Origin of the sequence: Paenibacillus rubinfantis (genome assembly GCF_001486505.1) — a bacterium.
Taxonomy (GTDB): Bacteria; Bacillota; Bacilli; order Paenibacillales; family Paenibacillaceae; genus Fontibacillus; species Fontibacillus rubinfantis.
The window spans coordinates 1,352,217-1,365,632 of record NZ_LN909066.1 but is presented as its reverse complement, the minus strand read 5'-3'; the positions used below and the strand labels follow the sequence as shown (position 1 = coordinate 1,365,632).

At 55.0% G+C, this 13,416-nt stretch carries 10 protein-coding genes; 8 read left to right on the top strand and 2 right to left on the bottom strand.

The window, feature by feature from the left end; all coding sequences use genetic code 11:
* Window positions 1-49 precede the first annotated feature (49 nt).
* Both BN3277_RS23730 and BN3277_RS23725 read left to right on the top strand, forming a co-directional pair.
* The gene (locus tag BN3277_RS23730) at window positions 50-1,612 is read left to right on the top strand and encodes a DUF4153 domain-containing protein (RefSeq protein WP_059046921.1); all 1,563 of its coding nucleotides are present in this window, start codon (window positions 50-52) and stop codon (window positions 1,610-1,612) included.
* A gap of 107 nt (window positions 1,613-1,719) precedes the next feature.
* Window positions 1,720-2,679: an alpha/beta fold hydrolase gene (locus tag BN3277_RS23725; RefSeq protein ID WP_059046919.1), complete on the top strand. Its 960-nt coding sequence runs from the start codon at window positions 1,720-1,722 to the stop codon at window positions 2,677-2,679.
* A gap of 443 nt (window positions 2,680-3,122) precedes the next feature.
* Here BN3277_RS23725 and BN3277_RS23715 read toward each other — a convergent pair whose 3' ends face one another.
* Window positions 3,123-4,910: a methyl-accepting chemotaxis protein gene (locus BN3277_RS23715; protein ID WP_059046915.1), complete on the bottom strand. Its 1,788-nt coding sequence runs from the start codon at window positions 4,908-4,910 to the stop codon at window positions 3,123-3,125.
* Window positions 4,911-5,074: 164 nt separating this feature from the next.
* Between BN3277_RS23715 and BN3277_RS23710 the strand changes: the two genes are divergently transcribed.
* A complete protein-coding gene (locus tag BN3277_RS23710) occupies window positions 5,075-5,581 on the top strand; it encodes a CYTH domain-containing protein (RefSeq protein ID WP_059046913.1) in 507 nt (168 codons plus the stop codon).
* A 35-nt stretch (window positions 5,582-5,616) separates the two neighbouring features.
* Here BN3277_RS23710 and BN3277_RS23705 read toward each other — a convergent pair whose 3' ends face one another.
* Window positions 5,617-6,375, bottom strand: coding sequence for an SGNH/GDSL hydrolase family protein (locus BN3277_RS23705; protein ID WP_232436500.1), 759 nt, complete (start codon window positions 6,373-6,375; stop codon window positions 5,617-5,619).
* Between the two features lie 225 nt (window positions 6,376-6,600).
* Here BN3277_RS23705 and BN3277_RS23700 point away from each other — a divergent pair, with 225 nt between their 5' ends.
* The 5 genes from BN3277_RS23700 to xylF all read left to right on the top strand — a co-directional run bounded on the left by BN3277_RS23700 (window position 6,601) and on the right by xylF (window position 13,316).
* Window positions 6,601-7,584, top strand: a complete 984-nt coding sequence (locus BN3277_RS23700; protein WP_059047482.1) for a Gfo/Idh/MocA family protein — start codon at window positions 6,601-6,603, stop codon at window positions 7,582-7,584.
* 376 nt (window positions 7,585-7,960) lie between these two features.
* Window positions 7,961-8,944, top strand: coding sequence for a sugar-binding protein (locus tag BN3277_RS23695; protein WP_232436499.1), 984 nt, complete (start codon window positions 7,961-7,963; stop codon window positions 8,942-8,944).
* Window positions 8,941-10,380, top strand: coding sequence for a sensor histidine kinase (locus BN3277_RS23690; RefSeq protein WP_059046909.1), 1,440 nt, complete (start codon window positions 8,941-8,943; stop codon window positions 10,378-10,380). The genes BN3277_RS23695 and BN3277_RS23690 overlap by 4 nt, the downstream gene beginning before the upstream one ends.
* A 21-nt stretch (window positions 10,381-10,401) precedes the next feature.
* Entirely contained in the window at window positions 10,402-11,967 is a 1,566-nt protein-coding gene (locus tag BN3277_RS23685) for a helix-turn-helix domain-containing protein (protein ID WP_059046907.1), read from the top strand.
* 242 nt (window positions 11,968-12,209) lie between these two features.
* Window positions 12,210-13,316, top strand: a complete 1,107-nt coding sequence (gene xylF / locus BN3277_RS23680; protein WP_059046905.1) for a D-xylose ABC transporter substrate-binding protein — start codon at window positions 12,210-12,212, stop codon at window positions 13,314-13,316.
* Window positions 13,317-13,416: the final 100 nt, after the last annotated feature.

Below are 13,416 nucleotides of genomic sequence, written 5' to 3'. Positions count from 1 at the left end.
AGGAAACAAATGTCTCCAAACGATTGAGGAACGGAGGAATCGAGGATCAATGAAACGGAGTATCGATGGAAACGGGATCCCCCCAATCCGAACGCTATGGGGGCTGGCGGCGGCTTTCGGATTGGCTGCCATCCACCAGGTTCTGTTTTTTGAACATGATTTGGGTATTTCCATCCCCCTGTTTGTCTGCTTGTTTTATTTGTATATCGGATGGGGGGCCCCCGAACGAATACGCCGGCCAATCTCGGGATTCGGCTGGTTCTCGCTGGCGGTGGTTCTGCTGCTGTCGCTTACCTTCGCGGTGTATGCCAATCCTCTTTTTAAGGTATTAAATGTATTGGTGCTCCCTTGTCTCGTCTTTGCGCAAACCACTTACATATTAAACCCGAGGGAACGTTCATGGAGCGACCTGCGGTTGATCGGGGATATCCTGGATCATATGTTCCCGCAGAACCTGCGTCATTTGGCAACGGTATTCCATTTGGCCCGATCCTACACCAACCGAAAGATCGCAGACCGGCGGAAACAAGCGATCGGAAAAGTCCTTCTCGGCGTCTTGATCGCATTTCCGTTGCTGGTCATCGTCGTAGGGCTGCTGACCTCGGCGGACAGCAGCTTTGATCGCCTGTTATCGCGAATCCCCGATTGGCTGAACGCCAGCTTCTCTTTTGGGGACGGCTTTATCCGCGTGATTTATGTGCTGGTGCTGGGTTTGCTTCTGTTTGGTTACTTATGGGGCTTCGTAAGTCCGCGGCCGGATTCGGCGACGGGCGGGGCGGTTCCCGCCGAAAACAAGGTGGAGGCCCCGGTGGAGATGCCGAGGCTTGATCCGCTGGTGGCCGCGACCGTCCTGATTTTGATCAATATCGTGTATGTGCTCTTCGCGTCCTTGCAGTTCTCTTATTTGTTTGGCGCCTGGCAAGGCGCATTGCCGGCGGATCAGTCTTATGCGGAATATGCCCGCAGCGGATTCTTCGAGCTGATCGCGGTGTCGGCGATTAATTTCGCTATCTTGGCTGTGATGCTGACGTTTGGAAGCAAGGCCGGGAAAGGAATGCGGAGGTTAAACGACACTTTACTCTATATTCTGGTCGCTTGCTCCGCCGTGATGCTGGTATCGGCGTTTACGCGACTGCTGCTGTACGAAGAAGCCTATGGATACACGTACATTCGCTTTTTGTCCCATGCGTTTATGCTGTATTTGGCCGTGCTCCTGGTCTGTGCAGGTTTGCGTATCCGTTTCGCGGCTTTGCCGCTGGCGAAATGCTTTATCGTTGTGAGCTTAGCCGCTTACGTCGCGTTGAATTACGCCAACATGGATCGGGTGATCGCGTCCAAAAATATCGAAAGATACCGGGAAACCGGACAGATCGACGTGGAGTACCTGGCCAGCCTGTCTCCCGATGCCGTGCCCGGGCTGTTGAAGTTCAGCCGCCAAACGGGTTCCGAGTTGGATCCTCAGCCGCGCACGGAGCTGAATCGCCGTCTGCATGAACGCTGGGATCACTTAGCGAAAGGACAACCGAAGGGCGAGTGGCAAAGCTTAAATCTGGCCGAATCGCAAGCGATTAAGGCGCTTCGAAAAGACAAGACAAAAAGTCGCATCGAGTGAGCCTTGCTCTTGTATAGAAAGCGTTGTCAAGCTATACTGTGAGCGATGGCCCGGTGATTCAACCGGACGGTATATTTAGATCCTATTGTGGAGAGAGGAAGAGATCAATGCCGGTTATCGACAAACCCTTGGACGAATTACGCAAGTACAAAGGAATTAACCCGAAGCTGCCGGATTTCGACGCTTACTGGGAGGTCGCGCTGCGTGAAATGCGCGCCGTTGACCCGCAGGTGCGGATGGAAAAAGCCGATTACCAGCTACCGGGCGTGGAATGTTATCATCTTTATTTTACGGGAGTTAAGGGAGCGCGCATCCATGCGCAATACGTGCGCCCGGCGAAATCCGATGGACCGGCTCCAGCCGTGGTCCTGTTTCACGGGTATTCCGCGAACGCCGGCGACTGGACTGAGAAGCTGGGGTACGCTTCGCTGGGCTTCCACGTATTTGCGATGGATTGCCGCGGACAAGGCGGTAAATCGGAGGACGTCGGCGGAACGATCGGAAATACGCTGCAAGGCCACATCATCCGCGGGGTAGACGGGGATCCGCAAAACCTGCTGTTCCGCCATATTTTCCTGGACGCCGTGCAATTGACGGGGATCGTTATGGATCTACCGGAGGTGGACGAGAACCGCGTTGGCGTGACCGGCTGGTCGCAAGGCGGCGGGATCACTTTGGCCTGTGCGGCATTGGAGCCGCGCGTGCGCCGGGCGGCCCCGGTCTATCCGTTCCTGTCCGACTATCGTCGGGTTTGGGAGATGGACTTGGCCCGGAACGCTTATGAGGAGCTGCGGCTGTACTTCCGCCGCTTTGATCCACAGCATGAACGGGAGGAAGAGCTGTTCGCCAAGCTGGGTTACATCGACGTGCACCATCTGGCCAGCCGCATTCAGGCGGAAGTGCTGATGGGGATCGGATTGATGGACGAGATCTGTCCGCCGTCGACCCAATTTGCTGCGTACAATGCGATTTCCTCGCCGAAGAAGCTGGAGATCTTCCCGGATTTCGGCCATGAAGGGCTGCCGGGAATGCAAGACAAGATCGTTCAGTTTATGCTTGGGCTGTAAGGCCGACCAAAAAAGGCAGGCATCCAGACAAGCGGCAGATCGGTCGACGGGCAGGAGGGAGCGAAGGTTCATGGCGGGCACGACGGCATGACGGGCATGACGGGCACGTTATTTATCAGCGGGAGAATCAAAACGCTGGATCAGGGCGGACTAGCCGCCCAACCCCTCCTCTCGCGCCCAATGTATATGAAAAATCGAATACATTTTAACGATTTGGGTGGATCTAAGGGAATCTATATGAAATTTCATATAGATTTGCTCATTTCCGAGTGAAACATCCTAAATCTATATGAAAAACCGAATAGATTCCCTTTTTCCTTCGCTAGCCCGCCACTTTATATATGAAATTTCGAATAGATTTCCTATTATGACCTAAAGAAGCCGTCCCAGGGAGCTTAAACTCCTCGAGACGGCTTTCTTTGTGGTGCCCGGCCTGTACTACCTTACACCGTGAAGCCGGAGGTCATGTCCTGCAGCTTCTTCGCCGAGGCGGCCAACTGATCGGCCGTACCGTCGATTTCGTTCATCGTGGCAAGCTGCTGCTGGATGCCGGCACTGATCTGCTCCGTGCCCCCGGCGATTTCTTCGGTCGCGATTGCAATGCTGCTGATCGCCTTCTCCATCTCCAGGGTGCTTTGCGCCTGCCGGTCGTTATCCTCGTCGATGCGGGCGATCTGGCCGATGATTTCTTGCACACTGCCAAGAATATGCTCGATGCTGCGTCCCGCTTCCGCAGCCTTCTCCACGCCTTCCCGCACCTTGCCGGCCACTTCATCGGCGGATGCGACGGCTTCCGCGGATTTCAACTGGTTGTCGGCGACGACATCGGCGATCTCTTGAGCGGCGATCCGGCTCTCATCGGCCAGCTTGCGGATTTCATCCGCCACTACGGAGAAGCCCCTGCCGGCTTCCCCGGCCCGAGCGGCTTCAATCGCCGCATTCAGCGCCAACAGATTGGTTTGGGCGGAGATACCGGCGATAAGCTCGGTCATGTTGGCGATGCGCTCTGACGAATCGCTCAGCTGGCGGATCGTCGATGACACGAGCCGGGTCGACGATTCGATATCGGTAATGGCTCCCTTGATCTCCGTGATTTTAACCGCCCCGCTGGCCGCGGCTTCGCCAACGGCTTTACTCTTCTCGGCCGTTTGTTTGCTGGAGATGGCCGTCGATTCGGAGAAGCGGGCCATATCGGTCAGGCTGGCGGAGGTTTCCTCTGCGACGGCGGCATTCTCCGAGGTGCCAGAGGCGATCTGTTGCACCGTGGCGGAGATGGTTTCCAGCGAGGAGGTTGTTTCTCCCGTAGCCCGGCTAAGTATTTGACTGGCGGACGACATCGTGCCGGTCGAGGAGATGATTTCCCCGATGATCGTTTGCAGCTTGGCGATAAATGCGTCAAAGCTTTGGCTAAGCACGCCAAGCTCGTCCTTGCTGCGATAGCCGATCCGCCCGGTTAAATCGCCGTTGCTTTCGGCAATCTCCTTCAGCTTGGAGGTCACTTTTTCAATGGGGTGTACCACGGCCCGAACAATATACAGCGCTAGAACCATGGTGATGGCGGCGGAAATGGCGAGCAGGATGAACATCGTGATCCAGGTGGAACGGTAGACCGTTTTACTGTCCTCATAGGTTTGTCGCGCCTCGCTGATGTGTTCATTGATCCAGCCGTCCATCGCGTCGATCAACTCCGTTTTGGCTTCGTCTAGGGCGCTTACTTCCTCCGGCGGTCCCCCTTGCGGCTGGGCATCTCCGGCCTTATCCGATGCGGCTGGCTCGGCCGCTCCGCGATCCCCTGCTGTTTGCGGTTCGTTTGGACCGGTCATGCCGTTCTGGTATGCCGTCAAAAAGTTGTCCAACGCCTCGGTATAAGCCGCGTATTTGGTCAATACGTTGCCCACGGCTGCTTGGTCGGTAGCATCGTTGTATTCGGACAAGCTTTCCTCGATCCGGGTTAGGGTTGCGGTGATCTCCTCCTTCATCGAAGCGCGTTCCTCGTCATCAGAGGCATTCATATAGCTGGTGGCCGAGGTGCTTGTCGCAGCCATGCTCGACTTCAGGTCCTCCAGCTTTACGATCGGCACAAGCCGCTCATTGTTCAGTTCTTCTAACTTGGCGTTGACGTTGGATATTTCCCGAAGTCCCACGACGCCGATGATAAGCAGAAAAGCAAACAGGCAATAAGCCAATAAGCGAATTTTCAAAGCAATCTTCATGTCTCGGATGAGCTTCACGTGATTGTCCCCCTAGGTATGTATTCGTATAATGGATATGACCAGTGTAACTGGGGGGACTGAATCCAGCTTGAATGACAACTGAATGGGGCATGAGAAACCGCTGAATTCACCATGAATGAATGCTGAATTTTTACTGAAAAGAACAGAAGGAGGTTTTTTCGTTGCCGCTGGAGATTGAACGCAAGTTTCTGTTGCCGACATATCCGGAGCAACTGATTCGGGAGGGAGTGCTAGAGGTTCGGTCGGAGCATGCGATCGACCAAACGTATTTAGCCTTGCATGAGGATCAGGAGCTCCGGGTTCGCAGGATCGAGGATTTGCGTACCGGAGAGATTCAATATACGCATACCTTCAAAAGAGGATTTGGCCTGTCCCGAGAAGAGGTGGAGGTGTCCATTTCGGAGGGGCTGTACGCGCAGATCACCGGAATTCATCAGGCGATCCCTCTGACCAAGCGACGGGTGACTGCCGTATGGGACAAGCGAACGGTCGAGATCGATGTCTATGATCAGATCGATTTTATCGTGCTGGAAGTCGAGTTCGACTCGGAGGAGGAAGCGCGATCCTTTGTACCCCCGGAGTGGTTTGGCCCGGACATCAGCACCGATAAACGATACAGTAACAAGAAAGTATGGAGTGATTTGCAGCGCAGCACAAAAGAGACCTGAATTCCTCAGGTCTCTTTCTTTTCATCGCGTATCGTCTACTCCAACGCCAATCCGCCATTGCCGTCACGCAGCAAGAAGCGGTAGTTATTGCGAATGAACTCCAGCACCTTGTCGCAGATGATCCGGTGGCCGTCTTCATTCGGGTGAATCCCGTCCGAGCAAAGGAATTTTGTGTAATCGGGATGCTCCAAAAACGCCCCGCGCACGTCGATAAATTTGGTCTTGGTCATCTCCGACACCTTCAGGATGGTCGAATTATACCGTTCCTGCCACCAATAAATCTTCGTAACGCTTCCCAGCCATTTCAGGATGTTCTTCTCCGCTTCCGGGTCGTTCCGGCTGACCCATTGAAAATATTTGTCGGCGTTCAGCGGCGGTAAGCTCATCAGAACCGGGATGATCTGTTGGCTTTTGACGAATTGAATCGCTTCGGTCAGCATCTTTTCGAACATATTAAAGTCGGTTTTCGGGCTGTGTTCTGCGTCAGGACGTTCAGCAATCTCGTTCCAGTTGAAATCGCAGTCGTTGCCGCCGTATTCGATGAGCACGATATGGGGTTTATCCTTTTCCACGTCCCTCTTGAGGTTCGTGAGCCCCTTCATCAACGTGTTGCCAAACCGGGCGGTATTGTGAACCGCGCCTTTCAGCTTTTGCTGCAAGAGCGAAACGTAATTATTCTCCAGTACGACGTATTTATGACGTTGCTCATCATAAATGACGCCTTTGGAGATAGAGTCGCCGCTGACCATGTACTTGATTTCATTTTTGGAAAAAAACTTGCTGTCGTAGATCACAGTCTCACCTCTCTCAAGCCTCGAAACCTTAGGTTCCAGGTAAAATATTTTGATTCACATGACGTTTCATTTCATTACATCTATTGTAGATGAGTTCTCGCGCCTAACGCAAGTAAGTTGTTCCTGGCGGAGGCGATTGTTTTAGCGCTCGAAAGTGGACAAGGGTGACAGGGAATGAGAGAATACGGGTAAAGCGACCATGAACAAAGGGAGGAAATCACTTTGATACGTTTCGCCACGATTGGAACGAACTGGATTACGGAGCGTTTTATTCAGGCGGCTTTGGAAACGGAGCAATTTACCTTAACGGCGGTTTACTCCCGGACAGAGGAGAAGGGCAGGGAGTTTGCTGCCAAGTTCGGCAATCCCAAGGTTTATACCGATTTGACGGCCCTGGCGTCCAGCTCCGACTTCGATGCCGTATACATCGCCAGCCCGAATTCGCTTCATGCAGAGCAGGCGATCCTGATGATGGATCACGGCAAGCATGTGTTATGTGAGAAGCCGATGGCCTCCAACTCGGCCGAGGTAAGGCGGATGATCGAGGCCGCGCGCCGCAATGACGTGCTGTTGATGGAGGCGCTTAAATCAACGCTGATGCCGAACTTCCGGGCAGTCCATGACAATTTGTACAAAATCGGCCGGGTGCGGCGTTATTTTTCAAGCTATTGCCAGTATTCTTCGCGGTTTGACGCGTTTAAGCAAGGCAAGGTGCTGAACGCTTTTAACCCTGCGTTTTCCAACGGCGCCTTGATGGACCTGGGCATTTACTGCATCTACCCGATGGTGACGCTCTTCGGTAAACCGGAATCCGTACAGGCCTCTGCCGTAATGCTATCCTCAGGCGTAGATGGGGAGGGCAGCATGATCGTGCGGTATCCGGATATGGACGGCGTGATCATGTATTCAAAAATTACCGATTCCTATCTTCCTACGGAAATCCAGGGGGAGAACGGGACGATCGTGATCGACCGGATCAACCAGCCTTATGAAGCCAAAATCCTGTACCGCGACGGAACAACCGAGGAACTGACGCGCTCTCAGCCGCAGGAGTCGATGTATTACGAGGCGATGGAGTTCATCGAGCTGATCCAGAGCGGACAGCGGGAGAGCCAGATCAATACGTTTGCCCGTTCGCTGGCCGTTGCCGAGCTGATGGAGGATGCGCGACGCCAATTCGGCCTGCGGTTCGCGACGGACGAGGAGTAAAGCGGCGAAAGTGTGCGTTGCTTGGTTTGGAATGCAATTATTGTAAGATTTGCGAAGCCTAAGCCGGTTAGTCCGGGTTGGGCTTTTGGCGTTTGGGCATTGTTCTGCTTGAGAGGGAGAGGGGGCGCGGGGCGGCCGGCCGGGGGTGAACCCTTGTCGTTCGGGGGCTTTGCACCATTATCCCCTTGGCTCACCTATTCCATCCCAGACTCCCCGTGGAGGCTCCTGAATGAAAGGGATCATCGTGCAAAGGCGGCCTGAAGAGTAACCTAGGAGGTCCCCAAAATCATCGAGGTTCTAAAGGAACCAAGGATTCTCAAAATTCTCATTGCAACCGTTTACACCCTAAGATAGGATAATCGATGAGGTGAACAGGATGATCAAGGACAAAAAGTGGCTGGCCGGCCTGATGATCTGCATCGTGATTTTGGTCTATTTATTTATCGGCTTTGCCCGTTATTCCGGGAAGATCGGCAGCATCGTGAAGGAGCTGCAGGGGCAGCCCGCAAGCGGGGAGTCGCGTTATCATATCGTATTGATCGAGCAGGAGAGGTACCATCCTTACTGGGAAATGGTGGAGAAGGGCGCGGCGGAGGCGGCAGAGAAATACGGCATCAACATCGAGTTTACAGGGCCGGTGCGCAACAACATGGATGAGCAGCTGAACCTGCTGGAAAAAGCAATCGCCGCCCGCGTCGACGCGATTATCGTGCAGGGGCTGAACGAGGAGCGATTCACGCCGGTGATCGACAAGGCGGTTCGGCGCGGCATCCCCGTCGTGACGATCGACACCGACGCTCCAAACAGCAAACGGCTGGCGTATGTCGGCACCGACAACCTGGCCGCCGGCGAGCGCCTAGGGCGTCTTGTCGTGGAGACGACCGGCGGCACCGGGAAGATCGGCGTGATCATCGGCAGTGACCAGGCCGCCAACCAACTGCAGCGGCTGGACGGGCTCAAGAAAATCGTCGCCGAGCACGAGGGGCTGGAGATCGTGGACGTCCGCAGCTCGAACATCTCCCATATGGAGGCGATCCAACAGGCGGCCAATATGCTCCGTAAGCATCCGGAGATCAACATTATGGTCGGCACCAGTGCGACCGATGCCCTTGGCGTGCTGCAGGCCGCCAAGAACCGCGACGACCTGACGATCATCGGCTTCGACAATCAGAAGGAAACGCTGGAGGCGATCCGCAAGGGTGAGATTGAGGCGACGGTTGCGCAGCAGCCTTTTTTGATGGGAGAAACGGCGGTTCGGCTGCTCTATGAGCACTTCGGGGGACAACCGCTGAAGAAGGCCTACTTCACGGAAGTGAAAGTGCTGAATGCGCACAATGTGGAGGAGGGCGAGAGTTTATGAGCATCCGCCGCAAATTGTTTCTGTTTATTCCGTTGTTGGTGCTGGTGATGAGTTCGGTGTCCTTTTTCCTGTTCCAGAGCGGAAAGAGTGTTCAGGAGAGCTATCACCTGATGATGAAGCGCATTCTGCTGTATAAAGAAATCTCCTACGAAGTGGGAGAGAACATGCGGTCGATGAACCGATTCATTATGCAGTTGGATAAGGAAAGCCTGCCTGAAGTCGTTAAGCATTTGAACGCCGTCAAGTCCTTGAGATCGGATCTCGACGGGCTCCGGACAATTGGCGGAAGCGACCTGGCCCTCGCGAATTACCGCAACCTGATCGACACGTTCCTGGAGCAGTCCGAGGCGATGATCGAGCGGATCAGTTACGAGGATTCCGATACGATGGCCGGAGCTTACATCGAAGCGGAGCAGACCCAGCGCTTTATCCGCGAGGAGGCGCAGGAGCTGGTCGACTTGGAGCTGGAGCAATATAAGCCGATTTACGAAGAGATGATGGATACGACCGGAAATCTGAACAAGCTGGGGATCCTGCTGGTGGTGACGGCAGCGGCTTTCAGCATTCTGCTGGCGATTTGGCTGTCACGCAGCATCACAAATCCGATCCGCCGGTTGGTTGCGACTGCCAAGCAGATCTCTAAAGGGCGAATGGACACGAAAGCGCCGGAGAGCGACAGCAACGACGAGATCAGCATTTTGTGCCGGGCGTTTAACGGGATGATTGACAACATCCAGCAGCTGATGGCCGAGAACATCAACAACTTGGAGAAGGATCGGCTGGTCAAGGAGCTGGAGTTGAAGACGCTGCAAAGCCAGATCAACCCGCATTTTCTTTTTAACACGTTAAATTCGATTTCTAAGCTGGCTTACCTGGAAGGGGCCTCGAAGACAAGCGATCTGGCCGTTTCCGTATCGCGGCTGCTGCGTTACAATCTGCAGAAGCTCGACCAAGCGGTACCGCTGCGCGAGGAGGTGGCCCATGTCACCGAATACATGAACATCCAGAAGGCGCGCTTCCGCGATCGGATTGCCTTCCGGATGAACATTGACGAGCGCGCGCTGGAGGGGAGAATCCCTTGCTTGACCCTGCAGCCGATTTTGGAGAATGCTTTTGTGCACGGGATTGAGCAAATGGAGGAAGGGGCCGTACTGGAGCTGGCGATTCGCCTTGGCGAGGAGGAACTGGTTGAAATCGAAATCCGCGATAACGGTGTTGGCATGAGCCGCGAGACGGTGAATAAGCTGCTGCAATCGGTGCGCGGGGAAGCGCCGCGGTTCGGCGGCAAGGGGCAATCGACGGGCTTGGGCACGCATAATGTGTTTAAGCGGCTGCATTTATTTTTCGATGGGCAGGAGCAGATCGCCATTGATAGCGAAGAGGGCGCCGGAACGGCCGTCCGGTTTACGCTGCCGCTACGCACGGGCTTGGAATAGAAAGGGAACGGGGGGACCAAAGTGTATACGTTGCTGATTGCGGATGATGAAGCTTTAGAGCGGGAAGGTCTGGAGATGATGATCGGGCATGCGATGCCGGATACGTTCCGTTTTCTTCAAGCGGAGAACGGGCGGCGGGCGATTCAGTTGGCGGAGGAGGGGCGGCCTGATTTTATTTTTATGGATATCAAAATGCCGGGGATTCAGGGCCTGGAAGCGGTGCGGGAGATTATGGCCCGTCAGCCGGGGGCCAAGGTCGTGATGATCACCGCCCACGATTATTTCGCTTATGCGAAGGAAGGGCTGGCACTTGGCGTGAGGGATTACTTGCTGAAGCCGGCGCGGCGGGAAGAAGTGCTGGACCTGCTGAAGAGTCTGATCGCTGAAACTGAAGAGGCCAAGCGAGCCCGGGATGAACAGCTGGCGCTGCAGGAGAAGTTATCCCAACTGTTGCCGCTGGCGGAGAACGAGCTCTCGCTCATGCTGATGCTGGAATATGCGCAGGAGGTCGAAGCCGATCAGTTGGCGGAATTGCTAAACCTCCAGTGGCGTAAAGGGTATGCGATGGTGCTGTCGTTCGCGAAACACACGCCAAAGGAGTGGGCCAGCTTCCAGGTGGCCAAGAAGGAGATCTACGACGCCGTTAAGCAGTGGGTGAAGCCGGGATTATTCTGCATCGTCAGCCCTGTAGTCGGCCATCAAATGGCGTTATTTATCCCGTTTCCGCCGGGACGGCCGGGTTATACGCAGCGGGTCATCGCGCTGGAATGGGGCGAGCGGTTGCGCAGTCAGGTAGAGGAGCGGTTCGGGCTGCCGCTGTCCGTCGGCATCGGCGGAGTCCGCGAGGGTTGGGACGGGCTAAGCCGCTCGTACCGGGAGGCGGTGCGCGTCTGCGCAGAGGAGCAGGATATCGTCTGCGTCCGGCATTATGACGATATCACCGAAAGCTCGGGCCGTCCGGCGATTCCGCTGGACGAGGAGAAGAAGCTGCTTGATGCGCTGCTGCGGCATGATAAGCCGGAAGCCACCGAACGCCTCGCTCTGCTGTTCGAACGCTTGGAGGCGGCCGAACCTCGGCATTTCCCGCGCCTGCGCGGCGACGTGATCGGGCTTCTCCTGTATTTGAGCCGCGGTGTAGAAGCGGGGGATGGTCCGGAGTTGATCGAGGATCTAAGCGCCTGCGAGGATTCGGCGTCGCTGCGCGAGGGCGCGTTGCGCCGGCTTGGCGGCTGGATCGATGGACTGCGCGAGCGGAAGGAGCGGAACCGCTCGCACGTGTTGCAGCGGGCCATTCTGTTCGTCAGTCAGCATTTCAAGGAAGAGATCTCGATGGAGCAAACCGCGGAATACGTGAATCTAAGTCCGTATTATTTCAGCAAATTGTTTAAGCTGCAGACGGGGGAGAATTTCAGCGATTATTTAACCCGGCTGCGGATCGAGGAAGCGAAGCGCTTAATCGCCGATCGCTCCTTAAGCCTGAAGGAAATCTGTTATGAGGTTGGTTACAAAGACCCGAATTACTTCAGCCGGGTGTTTAAGAAATCTGTTGGCATCACCCCCAGCGAATTTCGCCAGCAAAACGAATAGGTTCGTCGTTTCTTGTTGTAAAGTCCAGTCCTTGTCCCAGACAAGGACTTTTTTGTTTTTTTTGCACAAAAAAATCCAGTGAAAGCAGCAGTTTTGAAAGCCTTTACATCAGGAGGCAAGGGAGTGCAGGGAGAGCGCAAAGAAGTGCTGGCAATGGCAGGGCCGCCGGAGGGAGCGCGGTGCTAAGATTATTTTGTAAGCGCAATCATTAAACGATTATTTAAAGAAGGGGCGTAGGCGTAGTGAAAAAACACAGTCATTTTTTACGGTTAAGCTTGGCGGCCATTTTGTTGGCATCCTCCCTGGCAGGTTGCGGGGTTGTCTCGGACGGCAGCGCTAATAGCGGCAGTACGAAAAACAATGCAAGCAGCGCGGCGGGAGGCAAGGACGACGGCAAAATCGTCATCGGGATGTCGATGGACACGCTGAAGGAGGAACGGTGGCAAAAGGACCGGGATCTTTTCACCGCTAAAGTGGAAGAGCTCGGCGGCGAAGTGAAGGTGCTGGCGGCCAACGGGGACGACGCGACCCAGCTGAGCCAAGCGGAGCAGCTGATTTCGCAAGGCGTGGACGTCTTGGTGGTCATCGCGCACAACGCCGAAGCGACCGCGCCGATCGTGGAAAAAGCGCATAAAGAAGGCATCAAGGTAATCGCCTATGACCGGTTGATCAAAAACTCGGACGTCGACTACTACATTTCCTTCGATAACGTCCGGGTCGGCGAGTTCCAAGCCCGCGCCGTCATCGACGCTGCGCCGAAGGGCAATATCGTATACATCGGCGGCGCAGACACCGACAACAATGCGCACATGTTCAAAGAAGGCGCGATGAGCGTGTTGAAGCCGCTTGAGGAAAAAGGCGACATCAAGATCGTGTATGACCAGTTCTCCAAGGACTGGAAGCCGGAAGAAGCATTGAAGAACATGGAAAATGCGCTGACTGCCAACAACAACGATGTGCAGGGCGTAGTTGCCGCAAACGACGGCACGGCCGGCGGGGTCGTTCAGGCGTTAACGGCTCAAGGCATGGCCGGCAAAATCCCGGTATCCGGGCAGGACGCTGACTTGGCGGCCGTTCAACGGATCGCCGAAGGCACTCAGCTGATGACCGTCTACAAACCGATCAAATCGATCGCCACTACCGCTGCGGAAATGGCTGTTGCCGCCGCCAAAGGCGAGGAAGTGAACGCGGATAAAACCGTCAACAACGGCAAAATCGATGTGCCTTCCGTGCTGCTGGATCCGATTCCGGTTGATAAGGACAGCCTGAACGTCGTGATTGAAGACGGGTTCCACAAGCTGGAGGACGTGTACAAAAACGTGCCGAAGGATCAATGGCCTAAGCAATAAATAGCAAGCGGTGAAGCTTTTGAACGGATAGAGAAGAACTGGACAATGAAACGGACAGAAGCGGCGAAAACCAGGGAGCGTTCGGCGTCTCCTTGGTTTC